The organism is Gammaproteobacteria bacterium (assembly GCA_035279405.1).
GTDB lineage: Bacteria > Pseudomonadota > Gammaproteobacteria > Natronospirales > REEB76 > REEB76.
In genome coordinates this window covers 131,702-149,576 of record DATEHU010000017.1, presented here as the reverse complement: position 1 = coordinate 149,576, position 17,875 = coordinate 131,702, and the positions used below count along the sequence as shown (strand labels likewise).

The 17,875-nt window shown below is 61.7% G+C and carries 19 protein-coding genes; 5 read left to right on the top strand and 14 right to left on the bottom strand.

What is annotated here, in order from left to right:
- Positions 1-29 precede the first annotated feature (29 nt).
- Entirely contained in the window at positions 30-911 is an 882-nt protein-coding gene (locus tag VJR90_01900) for a dienelactone hydrolase family protein (GenBank protein HKV96230.1), read from the bottom strand.
- 14 nt (positions 912-925) lie between these two features.
- Positions 926-1,282 carry a 6-carboxytetrahydropterin synthase QueD gene (gene queD / locus VJR90_01895; GenBank protein HKV96229.1) on the bottom strand — a complete coding sequence of 119 codons (357 nt, stop codon included), beginning with the start codon at positions 1,280-1,282 and terminating at the stop codon, positions 926-928.
- 164 nt (positions 1,283-1,446) lie between these two features.
- On the opposite strand from queD, the gene VJR90_01890 reads away from it, so the two are divergent.
- Complete coding sequence (locus VJR90_01890) at positions 1,447-1,704, top strand: YdcH family protein (protein HKV96228.1); 258 nt, start codon at positions 1,447-1,449, stop codon at positions 1,702-1,704.
- 194 nt (positions 1,705-1,898) lie between these two features.
- Here the strand turns inward: VJR90_01890 and VJR90_01885 are convergent, their stop codons facing one another.
- The 4 genes from VJR90_01885 to VJR90_01870 form a co-directional block, all read right to left on the bottom strand.
- On the bottom strand, positions 1,899-3,761 hold the full coding sequence (locus VJR90_01885) for an HD domain-containing phosphohydrolase (GenBank protein ID HKV96227.1): 1,863 nt from the start codon (positions 3,759-3,761) through the stop codon (positions 1,899-1,901).
- 38 nt (positions 3,762-3,799) lie between these two features.
- Positions 3,800-4,714, bottom strand: a complete 915-nt coding sequence (gene ttcA / locus VJR90_01880) for a tRNA 2-thiocytidine(32) synthetase TtcA (GenBank protein ID HKV96226.1) — start codon at positions 4,712-4,714, stop codon at positions 3,800-3,802.
- Positions 4,715-4,782: 68 nt separating this feature from the next.
- Positions 4,783-5,421, bottom strand: coding sequence for a hypothetical protein (locus tag VJR90_01875; GenBank protein ID HKV96225.1), 639 nt, complete (start codon positions 5,419-5,421; stop codon positions 4,783-4,785).
- Positions 5,422-5,425: 4 nt separating this feature from the next.
- Positions 5,426-6,049 carry a hypothetical protein gene (locus VJR90_01870; GenBank protein HKV96224.1) on the bottom strand — a complete coding sequence of 208 codons (624 nt, stop codon included), beginning with the start codon at positions 6,047-6,049 and terminating at the stop codon, positions 5,426-5,428.
- A 607-nt stretch (positions 6,050-6,656) separates the two neighbouring features.
- On the opposite strand from VJR90_01870, the gene VJR90_01865 reads away from it, so the two are divergent.
- Together VJR90_01865 and VJR90_01860 are read left to right on the top strand one after the other, a co-directional pair.
- Entirely contained in the window at positions 6,657-6,881 is a 225-nt protein-coding gene (locus tag VJR90_01865; protein ID HKV96223.1) for an AbrB/MazE/SpoVT family DNA-binding domain-containing protein, read from the top strand.
- A gap of 8 nt (positions 6,882-6,889) precedes the next feature.
- Entirely contained in the window at positions 6,890-7,375 is a 486-nt protein-coding gene (locus VJR90_01860; protein HKV96222.1) for a type II toxin-antitoxin system death-on-curing family toxin, read from the top strand.
- Here the strand turns inward: VJR90_01860 and VJR90_01855 are convergent.
- The 6 genes from VJR90_01855 to VJR90_01830 form a co-directional block, all read right to left on the bottom strand.
- Positions 7,372-8,058, bottom strand: a complete 687-nt coding sequence (locus tag VJR90_01855) for a hypothetical protein (protein HKV96221.1) — start codon at positions 8,056-8,058, stop codon at positions 7,372-7,374. The two genes, VJR90_01860 and VJR90_01855, sit on opposite strands and share 4 nt — an antisense overlap.
- Before the next feature lie 7 nt (positions 8,059-8,065).
- Positions 8,066-8,320 carry a SemiSWEET transporter gene (locus VJR90_01850; protein ID HKV96220.1) on the bottom strand — a complete coding sequence of 85 codons (255 nt, stop codon included), beginning with the start codon at positions 8,318-8,320 and terminating at the stop codon, positions 8,066-8,068.
- Positions 8,317-9,864, bottom strand: coding sequence for a sodium:solute symporter (locus VJR90_01845; protein ID HKV96219.1), 1,548 nt, complete (start codon positions 9,862-9,864; stop codon positions 8,317-8,319). The genes VJR90_01850 and VJR90_01845 overlap by 4 nt, the downstream gene beginning before the upstream one ends.
- A gap of 22 nt (positions 9,865-9,886) precedes the next feature.
- On the bottom strand, positions 9,887-10,042 hold the full coding sequence (locus tag VJR90_01840; GenBank protein HKV96218.1) for a DUF3311 domain-containing protein: 156 nt from the start codon (positions 10,040-10,042) through the stop codon (positions 9,887-9,889).
- 230 nt (positions 10,043-10,272) lie between these two features.
- Positions 10,273-10,929, bottom strand: a complete 657-nt coding sequence (locus tag VJR90_01835) for a cytochrome c (GenBank protein ID HKV96217.1) — start codon at positions 10,927-10,929, stop codon at positions 10,273-10,275.
- A 14-nt stretch (positions 10,930-10,943) separates the two neighbouring features.
- A complete protein-coding gene (locus VJR90_01830) occupies positions 10,944-13,574 on the bottom strand; it encodes a copper resistance system multicopper oxidase (protein ID HKV96216.1) in 2,631 nt (876 codons plus the stop codon).
- 415 nt (positions 13,575-13,989) lie between these two features.
- On the opposite strand from VJR90_01830, the gene VJR90_01825 reads away from it, so the two are divergent.
- On the top strand, positions 13,990-14,214 hold the full coding sequence (locus tag VJR90_01825; protein ID HKV96215.1) for a hypothetical protein: 225 nt from the start codon (positions 13,990-13,992) through the stop codon (positions 14,212-14,214).
- A 415-nt stretch (positions 14,215-14,629) separates the two neighbouring features.
- The gene (locus tag VJR90_01820) at positions 14,630-16,420 is read left to right on the top strand and encodes a monovalent cation:proton antiporter-2 (CPA2) family protein (GenBank protein HKV96214.1); all 1,791 of its coding nucleotides are present in this window, start codon (positions 14,630-14,632) and stop codon (positions 16,418-16,420) included.
- A gap of 203 nt (positions 16,421-16,623) precedes the next feature.
- On the opposite strand, the gene VJR90_01815 is transcribed toward VJR90_01820, so the two are convergent.
- Together VJR90_01815 and VJR90_01810 are read right to left on the bottom strand one after the other, a co-directional pair.
- Positions 16,624-17,361: a DUF899 family protein gene (locus VJR90_01815; GenBank protein ID HKV96213.1), complete on the bottom strand. Its 738-nt coding sequence runs from the start codon at positions 17,359-17,361 to the stop codon at positions 16,624-16,626.
- A gap of 33 nt (positions 17,362-17,394) precedes the next feature.
- Positions 17,395-17,859: a hypothetical protein gene (locus tag VJR90_01810; protein HKV96212.1), complete on the bottom strand. Its 465-nt coding sequence runs from the start codon at positions 17,857-17,859 to the stop codon at positions 17,395-17,397.
- Positions 17,860-17,875: the final 16 nt, after the last annotated feature.

The following is a 17,875-nucleotide window of genomic DNA, read 5'->3' as shown; positions in this document are numbered from 1 at the left end:
TCCATGTTTGAAGAACCAAGCCTAGCATTTCAGCCGGCCGGATGCGCACCCGCGCCTTTGAGATTGTGCGCAAAGAACGCCAAGGTGCGTTTCCAGGCATCGGCAGCGGCGGCTGGCCGGTAATTCCCGCCCGAGGGATTGGCAAAGGCATGGCCGGCGCCGGCGTATTCATGGATTTGGGCATCTACATGTGCGTGCTTGAGCGCCGCCTGAAAGGCACGCACGTCCGCCGGCGTGATGCCCTGGTCCTGCTCGCCGAAAAAGCCGAGCAACGGCATTTTCAGCTTGGACAGCGCGGCCACATCATCCACCGGCCGGCCGTAGTACATGACCGCGGCATTCAACTGGTCGGGCAGCATGAGCGCGGTCTGCAGCGACCAGCCGCCGCCGAAACACCAGCCGATGACGCCCACGCGCGGCGCATGCAGCTTGTCGTGCACATAGGCATACGCCTGACGCAGATTGCTGTTCGCTGCCGCGGTGTCGGCAAGCACGCCTTTCATGAGCTGCACCGCGGCTTCAGGCGTGGTGGCGGCGTGACCGCCGTACAGATCCACGGCGAGCGCGGTATAGCCTTCGCCTGCCAACTGGTCCGCCATGTCGCGGATGTTGTCGTTCAAGCCCCACCATTCATGAATCACGATGATGGCCGGCAGCGGGCCGTCGGCGTGCAGCGGCTCGGCCAGGTAACCGCGTACCGCCTGGCCGTTGACGTTGGCATACGCGACTTCGCGGTGCTGGATGGGCTGCACCGGCGTGGCACGGGTCGCGGGACTCGCGACCGGCGCATCGTGCATGTGCATCGCCTGCATGGCGAGCAGGTATTGCTGGTCGCTCATGGCCATGACCGCCGGCGCACACAGCAAACCTGACGCCAACAACCAGCCGCTCAACACTGAATGGGTACGCATGGATTCACTCCTGTTCAATGGCCACGATACACACACCCGGACGTACAGGTTTCGGCGATTACCACTTTCGACAGTTGCGGCAGCGATGGTTGCAACCGCTGCCAGATCCAGCGCGCCAGGATTTCGCTGGTGGGATTTTCCAGGCCGGGAATGTCATTGAGATAGCGGTGGTCAAGCTCCTCAAACACCGGCGTAAATGCCCGTTTGAGCTCGGCGAAATCCATGATCCAGCCGGTCCCGGCCTGGGGCTCACCGCGCACGTAAACCCTGACGCGGAATGAATGGCCGTGCAGGCGACCGCACTTGTGGCCGGCCGGCAGGTTCGGCAGCCGGTGGGCCGCCTCGATATGGAACAGCTTGAAAATTTCCATTGCCTGCGCCGAATCACCCACGACCCAAAGTGTAAGCCAGGCTCATTCTAGCCGCTCAGAAAGGAGATTCCGGGCCGTGGGCAATACGTGCACCGGCACGTGGCGGCGGGTCCACCCGGCCCCGCCTGCTACGCTGCCCCTTGCACCGACTGACTGCGAAACGTATGTTGAGCGGAATTCCCGTCACCGGCATCCTGGATACGGATTTCGCACTCATGACCAGCATTTCCAGCCAGGGAATCCGCGCCAAACTCGAACTATTGCGCATCGAGCACCGCGATCTCGACATGGCCATCGGCCGGCTGGCGGACGATCCGCACACCAACGAATTGCAGCTCAAGCGCCTCAAGAAGCGCAAGTTGCAGCTCAAGGACTACATCGCCAAGCTCGAGAGCCTGATGATTCCCGATCTGGATGCGTGAAGGATGCGTTTGCGCCGGTGCGCGTCCGGCTCTGGCGGCTAGCAGGTTGTTGAAAAAGACCCTCCCTGGTCTTTTTCAACTCGCTGCGGCGCGAAGTAAATTCGCGCCTTGCTCCAAAAATCAAACACTTGTGTGTTTGATTTTTGATGCGTCCCATCCCTGGGGCGCCTAGCAGGCTGCTTTTCAACAGCCTGCTAGTGACCTTCCAGCGAGTCGAGGGTCGCGGCCTGGTCATAGACCTTGGCATCAATGAATATGCGCACTACATCGCTGTCGAGCTTGCCCTGCTGCGCCTCGTCCTCAAGCACCCTGAAGGCCCGTTCTGAAGGCAGGGACTTCCGGTAAGGCCGGTCGGTGGCGGTGAGCGCGTCGTAAATGTCGGCCACCGTCATGAGTCGCGACGCCAGGGGGATGTCTGCCTCGGTGCGGCCACGCGGATAGCCGCTGCCGTCGAGCTTTTCGTGGTGCGCGCCCGCGATTTCGGGTATCGCGGCCAGCTCCTCCGGCCAGGGGATACGCCGCAGGAAATTGTAGGTATGCAGCACATGCGCTTCGATTTCGCGCCGCTCCTCGGCGCTCAGGCTGCCGCGCGGGATGGACAACACGCGTCGCTCTTCGGCGGTCAACAATGGCGTGCCCTCTTCGGTGAGGCTGTACTCGACCGCCTGCTTGAACGCCTTGCCGGACTTTTTCTTCGCGAGTTCCGGTTCGTTGGCTTCCTGGATGGCACCCCAGTAAGCGTCCAGGGCGGCAAGTTTGCTCTGCAGTTCCTGCTCGATGGCGCGCCGTTCCTGGCTTGAATCCATGCCGCCTCTCAGCATCACGAGTTGCTGCGCCAGTGCACGGCGCTTGAGACGCTCCGTTTCCACGCTGATGCGCGCCTGGATGGCTTGAAAATCCTCGGTAGTGAGCTTGTGGGACTTGACCAGCACGTTTTCACGCACGCCGATCTTGCCGAAATCGTGCAGCAGCGCGGCATAGCGCAGTTCGCGCAATTGGCGGTCATTGAAAGTCGCGCCGTTGAAGCGCGCTACACCGGAACGCGGCAGGGCTTGGGCCAAACCCGTGGTCATGCGCGCCACGCGGAAGGAATGCCCGTTGGTGACCGGGTCGCGTTGCTCAATCGCCGTGACCGCGGCAGTCACGAAACCCTCGAACATGTTCTCGACGGCCAGCAACAAGCGGGTGTTTTCCAGGGCGGCGGCGGCCTGGGTCGCGAACGCACGCAGCAGCGGCAGCAGCTGCGCATCGAAAGGCAGGATTTGCCGCGTCGCGTTCGCGGTGTCATCGAGCTTGCCCGCGGCCTCGCGCTTGCGGTTGATGAATTCGAGGGCGCCGATGACCGCGCCCTGCGGCGTACGCAGTGGCACGGCGTACAGCGAGACGCTGCGATAACTGAAGCGCCGATCGAAACTGTCGTTGAAGCGCCACGTCACGCCCGCCGGCGGCGCATAGGCGTCCGCGACATTGATCTCCTCGCCGCTCACGCTCACGTAACCGGCAATCGAGGAGCGGTTCAGGGGCAGGCGCTGTTCCTGGAACGTGAAATCCACCGATGCGTTCTGCGCGAGCCGCAGCACCAGTTCAGCGTCACCGCCGGTGGGCTTGTCAATCAGAAAGAGGCCGGCGGCGTCACAGCCCGCCAAGCTCCGCGCCCCGGTGAGAATCAATGCAAGCAACGCCTGCGGGTTGCGCTCGCCGGCGAGCGCCGCGCCCAGTTCGCCGAGCTCACGCCATTGCCGGCGCCCGTGTGCGCCCGCCGCCGCCAGATGCAGCGTGGCGGAAATGGCCGCCGTAGGCCACGATTTCGAAATGCCGGTCACGCCCGCCTTCGCAATGGATTGGTCGGCGACCATTGCCGCGTCCGCGGCGGCGGCCTGCCAATGTGCGAGGGTCGCCTCGGCGGAGAGCAGATTGGGACTGAGACACAGCACCGTACAGTTCTTGCCAGACAAATCAGCCGGTGTCTGGACCACGGCAACCTGCAGTCCCTCTTTCGACAGGGCGGCAAGCTGTTCGGAACTGAAATAGCCGGATGCGGCCGCGACCAGTGTCACAGGTGATTCTCCCCTCTCAACATTTCATCGGCCGGCAATCAGGCGCCGGCCGCAACCGCGCGCCGGGCGGTCATGAGCAACTCGTCCACCGGCACCGCGGCCACCAGCACGTCGGCCATGTCATCTTCGCCACCGGCGTCCGGCGCCAGCCAGTCGCGGCGCGGCGGCAGGCGCGCACCCAGTGCGCTGAAATCGAACAAGCGTGCATCGGCCAGATGCGACGGCACCACGTCGCGCAGCGCCGCAAAGATGGAATTTATGCGTTGCGGATGCAGGCGCTCCCACTCGGCCAGCATCGCTTTCACCGCCTTGCGCTGCAGGTGTTCCTGCGAGCCGCAGAGATTGCAGGGAATGATGGGGAATTCCCGCAGGGCACTGTACTTGGCGATGTCGCGCTCCTCGACATAGGCAAGCGGGCGGATGACCACGTGGCGGCCGTCATCGGACCGCAACTTGGGCGGCATGGCCTTGAGCTTGCCGGCGTAAAACAGGTTGAGGAAAAATGTCTCGACGATGTCGCCGCGATGATGCCCGAGCGCGATCTTCGTGATACCGTTGCGTGCCGCAAACGTGTACAGCGCGCCGCGTCGCAGGCGCGAGCACAGGCTGCAGGTGGTCTTGCCTTCCGGAATCACGCGCTTCACCACGCTGTAGGTGTCCTGCTCGAGGATATGGAACGGCACACCGATGCTCTTCAGATATTCCGGCAGCACGTGCTCGGGGAAACCCGGCTGCTTCTGATCCAGATTGACCGCCAAAATCTCGAACTCCACCGGCGCGCTCGCCTTGAGCTTGAGCAGGATATCGAGCAGCGTGTATGAATCCTTGCCGCCCGACAGGCACACCATGACGCGATCGCCGGCCTCGATCATGTTGAAATCCTGGATAGCCTGACCCACCTGCCGGCGCAGGCGTTTCTCCAGCTTGTTGACGTTCACGGGGCGTCTGGACATGGGGCAAATCCGCGTAAAAAAAGCGCGCCCATTCTAGCGGTTTTCGCCCGCCGGCCGCCGGTCGCGCTTCAATGCTCGGCGATAAACCGGATTTTGGTGCAGTGATCGAGGCGGTAGAAACGACGCAGCTCGCGCAGTCGCGCTGGATCCTTGGGGCCGGCGAAGCGTCGGGCCAGGCTCAGGCAGTAGCGCGCCGCATCGCGGGTGGCATCACGGTAACGCTCCAGCAGCGCGCCGCTCAAGCCTGAATCGAAGTGTGCACACTCGAACAGCAATTGATGCACGTCACCGGCTCCGAGCCCAGCCTGTCCGGCGCCAATGAGCGTGGTGAGCGCATACTTGTCCACCTCGGCCTGCAGTTCGAGTTCCACCGCACGCACGCCGCGGTCGTGTTGTGCGTTCCAGGCGAGATATAGAAAATGGCTCACGCCTTCCAGCACGGTCCAGAAGTCCTCGAGCGAACCGCCGGCCGCGAGCCGTTGCAGCACTTCGGGATCGAGGTACACCGACAGCTCCAGCGCTGCCGGCGATTCCCGCAACAAGAGTTTTTCCGGCAGCGGCCGGTAGCTTGCGCCCTCGAGTGCCTGCGCCACACGCGCATCGGTCAACAGGAAATCCTCGACGCGAAACGCCACGTCGAGCTCATAGAGCCGCGCCAGGTAATCCTGCAGCGTGCCGAGCGTCGTGCCGGGAGCCGCGGCGTGCATGCACTCAATGCGTGAAGCGGCTGCGTGCGCCCGCGGCCGGCTGCACGCCGAGTTCGCGCAGTTTGTCCGCCGCGCGGCGGCTGCCGGTACGCAACCACAACTCGTAGAGCCGCATCACATCGCGCTCGTCGAAAACCCGCGCCTGCTGTGCCACTTCGTTGAGCACGTCCACGAACTCGTCGAACTTGCGCGCGAGTTCCGCGAATACCGGACTTAGCACCGCCTCGCGCCGCGAGGCCGGCGGCATGTCCGCGAGCGTGCCGTAGGCGGTACCGCCCATGCGGCTGTAATAGTCCACGTCCACCGGACGGTGATTGAGGTAATCGCTGAAAAAGCCGGCGATGAACAGCGCCACGTCGCCCAGCCGCTGCAACAACTGCTGGCGCCGCTCCGGCGAGCCGGACTCGAAGGCCTCAGCCAGCATGCCCGCCAGCGGTTTCAACCGGTAACCGCCGTCGTGCGCGCATTCGTACAAGGCCTCGGTGCGCGCGAACTCCGTGGCCAGCCGCACCACGTACTGTTCAGTGTGCGCCTCGGCCGAGACTTGGCGGCGCTCGAGCGCGCCGCCGATCGACTGGCGGAACCAGTCTTCGAGATTTTCCACTGCAATGACTCGCTGGCTGCCCATGTTGTCTTGCTGCCTGTGTACCGCATTCACGCGGCCCTGATCTTTAGCCTAGCAGGCACGGGAAAAGTTGCACGCCCATCGGTCGGCGACAAACGGGTCGCATTGGCAGCGTGCGACCAGGAGTGCTGACAGCAGCTGCCGTGCTGACTCAGATTGAGAATCGGCAACTTGCACGCCATCATCCTGTGGCTGGCGAAAATTGGCCCGACGCGCAAATTACGCCACAGTTGAAAGCACGCATTGAGCGCCCAGGTTTTTCGCATGGCTGTTGGCAACGTTAGCGTTGTTAGCATGCAAGACGCGCATTCCTTTGGGCGGCGGCTACGGACCGTTGCCGGGTTTGTTCTTCAACTGACAGCTCGTGTTTGGTGCTTGCTGGAATGTTGGTTTGCCTTGTGGTCATAGCTGGCACGACATGAGTTACAGCAGTACAACCAGCAGGCGGATGCCACCTGGTACACCGGCTACGCATCGCTGGGGCCAGTGTTGCAACTTGTGCACGGAGGATTGTTGCGGCCAGCGATTGGCTGAACATGACCAACCCACTCAGGAACGGCATTTTGGCAGGCTTATAACGTACGTTATAATGCTGTCAGGAGGCCTATTTATGAAACTCAAAGTCACCACGATCGGCAATTCCGCCGGCGTCATACTGCCGAAGGAACTGCTGGCGCGCCTGCGCCTGGGAAAAGGCGACGCGCTTTACGCCACCGAACTGCCGGACGGCATCAAACTCACGCCCTTCGATTCCAAACTCGCCGAGCAAATGGAAGTGGCCGAACGCATCATGCGCAAGGACCGGAATCTACTGCGCAAACTCGCCGATAGCTGAAACCACGCATGATCGTCTGGCTGGAAAAGGCCCTGGCGCTTGCCATTCACGACCGCCAGCTTGCCGAGCATGGCGGCAGCGCGGGCGTGCGCGACGAAACACTATTGGAATACGCCCTCGCCCGGCCGCAGCAGCTTTTCGCTTACGGCGATCCCGCGCCTGATCTTGCCGAACTGGCGGCGAGCCTGGCTTTCGGCTTGGCCCGCAATCATCCCTTTGTGGACGGTAATAAGCGCACCGCTTACGTAGCGTATCGAACTTTCCTGGCGTTGAATAAAATCGAGCTGGTCGCGAGCGACGAAGAAAAATACCTGACCATGCTGGCGCTGGCCGAAGGCAAACTCAGCGAAAAGGATTTTTCAGCCTGGTTACATGCGCACATGCAGGCAAGCACACGCAATCAAGTACATGAAACGCGCCGCTCTTATAAGGCTAAACGGCTCCACCGAGACTTACCGCTTAAGAAAACACGCCGCTCCCGTCAACACAGCTAAAACTCCCGCTTGAAAACCAGGCTCATGCCGTGGCGCGCACCACCGAACGCATAAATGCCGACTGAGCCGGTCTGATCCAGGTAATAGGCAAACCCGAAGTAGGCGCCGCTGGAGTGCGCCGCGGAAAAATCCAGGCGCCCGTTCAGCGTGCCGGTGTCGGTTTCATGGCCGGAAATGTTCTGCCAGTACCCGCCGGCGGAAAACCGCCAGTGATCAATACGCAATGCCGGTCCCGCAGAGGCATAGCTGGTGTACCAGGTGGCATCCGCCTGTTGGTTCGCGCCGCTGTAACTCATGTCGTGCCAGGTATAACCGGCACGCACATCCACGCTCCAGTAATTGCCCAACTCGGGTTGTGCGGTGAAAAACAATCCGAAAAACGGGCCGTAGCCGTCGCCCAGAGGATTGAGCGTCGCGTTGTCGATGCCGGCAGTCATATAACCGCCCTGCAGGCCGAAACCCACTTCCGGCGCCACCGGTTGTACAAAGGTGATGCCGTAGCGGCCGATGTCTGCCTGATGATTGCCGTTGCTGTAGGCGAAATCCGTGCGATAGCTGCCGAGATCCACCGCCGCACTCATGCCCGGCGCGTAAATATCGTTATCGTCGGCCTGCGCGCACTGCCACCCGGTCAACGCCATCAACGTCAGCAAGACAAGCAGGAATCCCCGTGTTCGATGCATGTGTGATTCACCCAAATCTCAGTTTGAGCGTAAGGATGACAGCCGCAAAAATCAATGTCACGGCATTGGCAAGCGTCACCACCAAGTCGTGGATCAGCAGACCATACACCAGCCACAGCGCGATGCCTACCGTATACGCCACGTACATGCCGAGTGAAATGCCGCGCGTGTCGCGCGTCTTGAATGAGCGCCATACCTGCGGCAACAGGGAAAGCGTGGTAAGCGCTGCCGCGGTGAGACCGATGATGCGCGGGATGTTCACGCGGCCTCGCGCTCGTAGTCATCCGGCGAAGTTTGATCGTGGCCGGCCGGCGTGCGCAACGCGCGCAGTATCACCGTCAACACAATCACCACGGCGATGTTGATGATCACGGAATACAACGCGGCGTAGCCCGGCACTGTGAGCGCGCCCAGGTGCAGCGGATAAATCGAAGTCTTGAAGTTCTGCGCCGCCACCATGGCGGTGCCCACGGCCATACCGCAAACCCAGCCGATGACCAGCGCCCAGCGGTGCAGCCAGCGCGTGTAAAGCCCGATGACCACGGACGGCAGCGTCTGGATGATCCACACGCCACCCAGTAACTGCAACTGGATGGCGTACGACTCGGGCAGAAAGATGATGAAGGCCAGCGCGCCGAGCTTCACGATCAGCGACACGAGTTTCGAGGTCTTGGCTTCCTGTTCCGGCGTCGCGCCCGGCTTGAGGTATTCCTTGTAGATGTTGCGCGTGAACAGGTTCGATGCGGCGATGGACATGATCGCGGCCGGTACCAGCGCGCCGATGGCGATGGCCGCGAAACCCACGCCCGCGAACCACGCCGGGAAAGAATGCAGCAGCAGCGCCGGCACCGCGAACGTCGTCCCGTACTGCTTGAACCAGCCGGCATACGCCGGATCGTGTTGTACGCCCGCGGCGTAAGCCATGTAGCCCAAAAACGCGATCAATGCCAACACCAGTGAATACGCTGGCAACAGCGACATGTTGCGTTTGATGGTGCGGCGGCCGTTCGCGCTCAGCACGCCGGTGACGCAGTGCGGATACAGGAACAGCGCGAGCGCCGAGCCGAGCGCCAGCGTGGCATAGGCGCTGTAGCTGCCGAGATTGCCGCCGGCCGGCGGTTTCAGGAACAACTTGGCTTCGGGGATGGCCGCGAAGATGTGGCCGTAGCCGCCGAGCTGCATGGGAATGATGATCACGGCGGCGATGATGACGATATATATAAGCAGGTCTTTCACCACCGCGATCAGCGCCGGCGCGCGCAGGCCGCTGGTGTAGGTGAAGGCCGCGAGTATCGCGAACGCGATGATGAGCGGCACGTCGCCAATCAGCCCGCTGCCGGTAAAGCCCATGGCCGCGATCACCACCTGAATGCCGACAAGCTGCAGCGCGATGTACGGCATGGTGGCGAGGATCCCGGTGATCGCCACCACCAGCGCCAGCAGGCCGCTGTCGTAACGGCCGCGCACGAAATCCGATGCGGTCACGTAGCCGTGCGTGCGCGCGACCGACCACAGGCGCGGAAACACCACGTACACGAACGGATACACCATGAGCGTGTACGGCAACGCGAAAAAGCCGATGGCGCCCGCGCCGAATACCAGCGCCGGTACCGCCACGAAGGTATAAGCGGTGTAGAGATCGCCGCCGAGCAGAAACCAGGTCACCACCGTGCCGAAGCGCCGTCCCGCCAGGCCCCACTCGTTCAGGTGATTGAGATTGCCGCGCCGCCAGCGTGCGGCCACGAACCCCAGCACCGTCACCAGGGCAAACAGCAGCACAAACACCGTGAGCGCAGGCCAGTTCATGTGCGGTTCCGATTGATGATATTCAGACTTTGGCCAGATACGCCACGGCGGTGACGATCGCCGTCGCGATGATCCACACGAACTGGAACCAGTAGAAGAACGGGATGCCGAAGACCGCCGGCTGCGCGTGGTTGTACAGCCCGACCCACAACACCGGCACGTACGGTATTGCGAACAAACCCACAATCCAGCAGGCGCGTTTCCAGCGGCACATCGCGTTACCCTCGCCTTGTCGCCATCAAGTCAAAATAACGGGCCGTTCGCATCTTGACAAGGGCAAGAACTGTGCGGGGCCGGAACTCACCGCGGCCGGCGTGCTCACCGACATTCGCAAAGCCGCGCACCGATTGCGTCGGAGCTAAGCCTGGAAGCGGAACTCCGGGCCACGATGGATTTCTGAGGCCGAGCTCAGTCACCGCTGCCCGTCCCTGCGGAAGGCGGGGCAGTCCTGCCCGGCATCGAGGTCATCCCGGGTGCCGGCGTTGTCATGCGTCCGTGTACGGCATGCGAATGGGGATGCCCCTCGTCCGCATGCATGTCCGTATCCTCACCCGGCGGCAGCTTGGCAACGGTGGCCTTGTACTGTTCGGGGGTCATGCCGGGAAGTTTCCCCATGAAGGCCACCATGCTCCAGATCGTCGCGTCATCATGACTCTGGCCCCAGGCTGGCATCGCGCTCATTTTGATGCCGTGCTTGATCGTCCAGAACGCGACCCTGGGATCGAAATGCTCCTGCGAGAGATTCGGCGGCTGCGGGTACATGCCCTCGCGCAGCTCGGAATTCCCGATACCGGGTTCGAGATGGCACTGGGCACACATCGCCGCGTACTGCCTGCCGCCCTTCAGAATCAGTTGCGGGTCGTCGAGGTTTGGCACCTGGATGTCGTCCGCGCGCGCCCGGATCGAGCGATCGCGCAGGATTTGCAGCACCCTGTATGTGACCCGCAAATGGTGATCGTCGGCGCCTATGTTGTAAATGCCGGACCAGACAAAAAGGCCAAGGCCAATTACGATCGCGGCCAAGACGCCGACGCCGACCAGAACATGTTCGGTATGTCTTTTCACGGAATGCTCCTTTTTCAGAACCAGACGCGCAAGCCCGCGACCCATTGCCGATCGTCGGGGCGCTCACCGCGCGCACGCACGAAATCAGCAGTTTTGCCGAAACGCTCGCGCCAGACGATGCCCAGGTATGGCGCAAACTTGCGACTGAATTCGTAGCGCAGCCTGAAGCCAAGAGAGACATCGCTCAGGCCGCTGCCGATTTGGCGCGCGGCATCGTCGCGCCCGTAGAAATTCGCCTCCAGTTCGGGCTCCAGAATCAAACGCTGCGTAAAGAGCAACTCATAACGCAGCTTGGCGCGCGCCGCCGTGCGCCCGCCGGGGCCGAGGTAGCCCGTGAGTTCAACGTCGAAGAAGTACGGCGCGAGCCCCTGAATGCCAAAGGCCGCCCAGTTGCGCGCCGGCCCACCGCCGAAGTCGTGACGCACGCCGGCCTGGAAGTCGAAGTATGGACTGAACGCGCGATCGTAGAAGGTGCTCAGATTGGCGTCCTCGGTATGACCGCCGCTGCGGGTGCCTTCGGTTTTGAGCCACAGCTTCCGGTAATCGCCGCCGAACCACGCCTGCGCATCCCAGGCGCGGGCATCGGAACTCGCGCCGAGGCCGGACTGGTATTCGAGTTGATCGAGCAGCACCTGCCGGTGGAGTTTCGTGTCCGCCATCGTGAATCGTTCTTGGGGCGGCGACGGAACACCGGTCGTGTGGCCGCGGGCATCGGCGAAAGCCGGCGTCGAATAGACCGCCGGGTCCGTGGCGCCGGGCGGCGGCATCACCAGCACTTCGCGGAACATGCCCGCTTCCATGTGATAGAGCAGATGACAGTGCAGCGCCCAGCCACCGGGAGCATCCGCCGTGACCAGCACGCTCAGCGTTTCGCCGGGTTGCACGTTGACGGTATGCAGCAGCGGATTGTGTACCCCATGGTCGTTCTGCAGTTCCATGAACATGCCGTGCAGATGAATCGGATGATTCATCATGGTGTCGTTGATCATCACGATGCGCACACGCTCGCCGAAATGCATCTTGAGCGGCACCGACTCGGCGTACTTCTTGCCGTTGAACGACCACATGTAACGTTCCATGTTGCCGGTGAGATGCAGCACGATGGTGCGGTCGGGCGCCGGGTCGGGATGCGGCTTCAGACTTTCGAGATCGGCATAGGCAAGATCCACGCGCCCGTTGCCACGCAGGCCGTTGCCGGGATCGTCGAGACGGCTCATGGGTGCCTCGGCAATATGCGCGACGCCCACGCCGGGGTACACGGGTGGCGCGTACGCCGGTGTCGCGGCCGTGGCCGACGCAGCCGGCAATGTCATGGCGTGCATCATGCCGGCCATCTCAGACATATCCGATGCCGGCCTCTTTTCCTTACTACCTGCGGCCGCGGGTAGATTCGAGTGAGGGGCGTGCGAGACCTGCGCCGGGGGCGTTGTGTTTGTACTTTTCATGCTCATGGCGTGCTCCGGCATGGGCATGTCTTCGATTGCCGGCTGACTTGCGGTCGGCTCGGCCTCGCGCCTCTCCATCTTCATGCCCGGCATGTTGTCCATACCCTGCATGCCGCTCATGTTCATGCCCATATCACGCATAGTGAGCAACGGGCGCGGATCCATCGGCGGCACCGCCGCCACCATCCCCGCGTGCGGGGCGAGCGTGCCGCGCGCGTAGCCGGAACGATCCATGCTCTGGACGAAGATCGTGTAGGCACGGCCGTCCTTCGGCGTCACGATCACGTCGTAGGTTTCGGCGATTGCCATGCGCAACTCATCCACCGTGACCGGCTTGACGTCCTGTCCGTCCACCTGCACCACAGTCATCTGGAGCCCCGGCACGCGCACGTCGAAGTACGTCATCGAGGAGGCGTTGATCAGGCGCAGACGCACGCGCTGGCCAGGCGTGTAGAGCGCGGTCCAGTTTTGCGCATCCGTCTTGCCGTTCATCAGATAGGTATAGGTCGCGCCGGTTACATCGCTGAGGTCGGTCGGGCTCATGCGCATCCGCCCCCACGTCAGGCGATCGGAGAGCGTCGCGCCGAGCCCCTTGGCGGCGATGTCGTGGAAAAACTCCGGCACGGTGCGCTGCGCGTAGTTGTAGTAATCGGGCTGGCTCTTGAGGTTCGCCATGATTTGCCCGGGCGACTCATCGCTCCAATCTGAAAGCACCACGGCATAGTCACGCTGGTAGTGAAAGGGTGGAAGTTCTTGCGGAGTAATCTCGATAGCGCCGTAAAACCCTTCCTGCTCCTGGCCGCCGCTGTGACTGTGGTACCAGTAGGTGCCGGCCTGCTTGACCGTGAAGCGGTAGGTAAAGGTCATACCGGGCGCGATGCCCATGAAGCTGATGCCCGGCACCCCGTCCATGTCTGCCGGCAAAAGGATGCCATGCCAGTGGATCGAGGTTGGCACCTTGAGCTTGTTGGTCACGTGGATGATTACGTGCTCGCCTTCGTGCCAGTTCAGCGTCGGGCCGGGCAACACGCCGTTGACGGTAACGGCCGTCGTCGGCGTGCCCGTGATGTTGATCGGCGTGCGCGCGATGGTCAGATCGTAGGTTCTGGCGGACGCGGGCTGCATGCCCACGGCGAGTATCAGAGCTGCAAACAGGGTGAGCGGCGCACCAAGTGGCGCCTTGCGAGAGACGGAAAACATGAAACACCTCCGGCATCGTGCCGGACGCACATGGGACGCCCGGTTGGACGATTCCCCGCGCCCCTGCGGGTGCGGGCGTTTATCGGTTGCGGGAGGTCAGCGCCTCGGGGGCGGAGTGTCGGTAGGTTCGAGCCATTGGAGGACAGGTGAGACGGGAAGTCCGCGAGCATAACTCCGGTCCTGCGGCGCGCGCGTGGGAATCAGAGGGGCCGCGGAAATCGCCGGGGCCGTGCAGACGCCACCACAGCAGACCGACAGGTCCTGCCCGTGCCCACACGTACCGTGCGTGTCGCAACGGGCGTCGTATATTTGCGCCGCCTCGGCTTGACAGCATTGCGCCAACGCGCTCACCGGGCCGGCAGATACAAAGGTCAACGCCGCTACCAGGCTCAGGGCAAACAGCAGACGGAAGCGGTTGCGCGCATTCATGAAGCGGATTATAGACACGCCACCCACGTGGCCGCTACGCCCCCCCTTCGGACTGTACGCACAGCGGGAAACCATGGTGCGCCTCTGGACGGACCGCTATCAGCCCGTGCCGCTGTCCATCGCCGGCCCCGGCGCGGGACCGGAGCCGACCGCCGCCGGCGTGCTCACGGATATTCTCAAGGCAGCGCGGGAATTGCTGCATTCCCGGTAACGGGCAAGAATGGAGCAATTTAGAACCAATGTCCCATCCCCCTTTGAAAAAGGGGGGTGAGGCGCGAAGCGCTGAACGGGTGGCCATGGGCTCATCGCGAAGCGATGTGCGGGAGACCAGGGACGGTCTCCCTGGACCTGAACACGATGCAGGATGGCAGAGTGTGCAGGGCCACCCTGGGCGTTCGGACCGAGCAGGATTGCGAAGTCCGAACGAAGGGGGATTTTCAGATCAAATCCTCCCTCACCCTCCTTTTTCAAAGGAGGGAATAGAAAGGTTCTCCTCTGCTCTGGACTACGCGCGCAGCTTGCCTCGCATGCGATGTAGTTATCGTGGCAGGCGGCTCAGTGATCAACCCGGCCGCTCTCACAATCCAAGCTTGCTAAGCTAGGCCGTCGCACGCGTGGAGACTGCCATGAGCTTCCTGCCACAGGTACTGGTGTTCCTCATCGCCGCGTGCATCGCGGTTCCGCTGTCGCGCAAATCCGGCTTCGGCTCGGTGCTCGGCTATCTGATTGCCGGCGTGGTCATCGGTCCCTGGGGACTGAAGCTCATCACCGGCGTGGATGCGCTGCTGAATTTTTCCGAGATCGGCGTGGTGCTGCTGCTGTTCATCATCGGGCTGGAGCTGCAACCTTCACGTCTGTGGGCGCTGCGCCGCACCGTATTCGGTATGGGTGCGGTGCAGGTCGTGGTCAGCACCATCATCCTGGCGCTCGGCGCGCGCGCCCTCGGTCTCGACTGGATCACGGCGCTGGTGGTGGGCTTCGGGCTGGCCCTGTCGTCCACCGCCTTCGTGCTGCAGATGCTGGGAGAGAAGAAACAACTCACCACGCAACACGGCCGCGCGGCGTTCGGCATTCTGCTGTTCCAGGACATCGCGGCGATTCCGGTACTGGCGCTGCTCAAGGTGGTGCACGGCGGTGCGCCCATTCACGAAGCGCATTTCCTGCGCTCCGTCATCATCATCGTGGTGGTGATGGCCGCGCTGATCTTTGGCGGGCGCTACGTTCTCAAACCCGTATTCCGCTTCGTGATGCGCTTCGGCAATCCGGAAATCTTCACCGCCGCCGCGCTGCTGATCGTGATCGGTGCCGCGCTCATCGCCAACGCTGTCGGCTTGTCCATGGGCCTGGGCGCCTTCATCGCCGGCGTGCTGCTCGCGGACTCCAGTTACCGCCACGAGCTGGAAGCCAACATCGAACCCTTCAAGGGTCTGCTATTGGGATTGTTCTTTTTGGCAGTGGGCATGTCGGTGAACCTGGGACTACTCGCAACCATTCCGCTCATCGTCATCGGCGTGACCGCCGGCATGCTGATCATCAAGGGCGCGGTGCTTTACGGTATGGGGCGGCTATATCAACTGCCGCGTACCGCGTCACGCAACCTGGCCTTCACCCTGCCGCTGGGAGGCGAATTCGCCTTCGTGATTTTCAACAGCGCCGCCGGCTACCGGATTTTCAGCCAGCCGCTCACCGACCTGCTGAATCTCGCCGTGACGCTCTCGATGGCGGCCACGCCCTTCCTGGTACTGTTCGATGAAAAAGTCATGGCGCGCCTAGATGCGAAAAAGGCGCCGCCGCCGTTTGACCGCATTGACGAGCCCGGCAATCCGGTGGTAATCGCGGGCTTCGGCCGCTTCGGCCAGATCGTGGGCCGCGTGCTGCGTCTCAAGAAAATCACGTTCACCGCGCTGGATGCAAACCTCGAGGACGTGGACGACCTGCGCCGTTACGGCAACAAGGTGTACTACGGTGATGCCTCGCGCCTGGAGCTGCTGCGCGCGGCGCACGTCGAACAGGCCAAGGTATTCGTGCTCGCCATAGACGACGTAGCGGCTTCGGTGCGCACGGCCGAGACGGTGCGCAAGAATTTCCCGCTCGTCCCGGTGTACGCCCGCGCCCGCAACCGTTACCACGCGCATCTGCTCACGGAACTGGGCGTGAAGGCGATCGTGCGCGAGACCCTGTATTCGAGCCTGAAACTCACCGAAGCTGTGCTAGAAGGTCTGGGTGAACCGGCGCACGCAACCCGCGCGCTGCTGGACAAGTTCCAGCACTACGATGAGGAGCTGCTGCAGCGCCAGTACGCCGTGTTCCACGACGAAGCCAAATACATACAAACCACCAAGGAAGCCGCCGAGGAACTCCGGCGCCTGTTCGCGGAGGACAGCCGGAGTGAACCGGCCGGCAAGCCCACGACTTAACGGAAGGTTTACTCTGCGGGAATCAACCAGCGGACCAAGAACTTATCTCAAAATCCGTTCGCCCTGAGCGTAGCGCCGCAGGCGCGGAGTCGAAGGGGGTAGATTCTGCTGCAATAACGATGTTTCGACTTCGCTTTGCGCAGCCGGTCCTGAGCGAAGCCGAAGGGCTCAACATGATCGAATTGCAAATTTTGAGACTGCTTCTAATAACTCAGCTTCGGATGCCAATCCGTCCCGCGGCCTTCGGGTGTGGCATCAAGCAGATTCCACAGCGGCCAGATGAAGTCCACGTGCCGCGGCGACTGGCCTTTGTCGCTGGGCGCAAACATCAATTCCGAATTCCAGAAATGGTGAATGGCATTGCCGCGCTTGCGGAACACGTTGAGCGCGGGCCATTGCTTGCCGTCGGAGCTTTCACCGAAATAATCGCGGTTGTAACTGTTGTTGGCGGATGACAGCAAACGCAGCCGCCGCCAGCCGCGTTCCTGTGCAAAGTTGAGAATACGCGGCAATGGCGATTTCGCCACCACCGCCAGATTCACCCGTTGCATGATGTGATGCGCATTGCCCTCGAGCGCATCCAGCATCGAGGTGCACATGGGACAGGGCCGCTCCATAGCCGGACCGTACATGTAGTTGTAAATCACCAGCGTATCCTTGCCGGGCGAGAACAATTCGGATAGCCGCACCCGCCGCACACCCATGATCTCGTCCACACCCTCGAACACATAGTCCTCGGGGACTTTGCCGCCCAGTGGCAGCTTGCGACGTTGCGCCGCTACTGCCTCGGTATGCCGTCGCAGCGCCATCTCCTCCTTCAGCAGCTTGTCACGCGCCTTGCGATAGGCACTATTCTCGCCTGGGAAGCGCGAGGCGTGCAGCGTTTTTGCTACTTTGCGCTTACGGCTGGCAGATTTTTTCTTGCGAGTGAAGTTAGGCATAAAAATCTCCCTCTTGAAGAGGTTAATCACAATTCAGTTAATGGGTTCCTTTACAACGTCCCATTCTCTCTTGAATACTTGTCGCGATAAAGCAACCAATTTCTGATGCGTATCTACAAATTCTTGATCTTTTTCTCTTCCTTGCTCAAGAGAAGAAATCATCATACGAATAAGCTCTTCAAGCTGCTTGTGATCGTTCTCTTTTGCATTAAGCATCAATTTAATCTTGTATTCTAAAAGGGTGAGACGTAGATACTCCTGGTCCGTTCTATCTTCAAAACCTGCTGTGTAGTAATGGCGGGACCTACTCAGAAGCTCAGCCAGCAAATCCCGTAAGTTATTTATCCATACTTGCCTCATAGGAGCGATGATCTGTTTATTCGCAACTCCCAGAGATAGCTGGATTTGACGTTTTGCGATACGCAGAGATACGAGTGGGCCAATGAAAACAGCCAGAACTGCAATAATAAGTGACAAGATAGAGATCATTTTATCCATCTACTTGTGCCCTAGA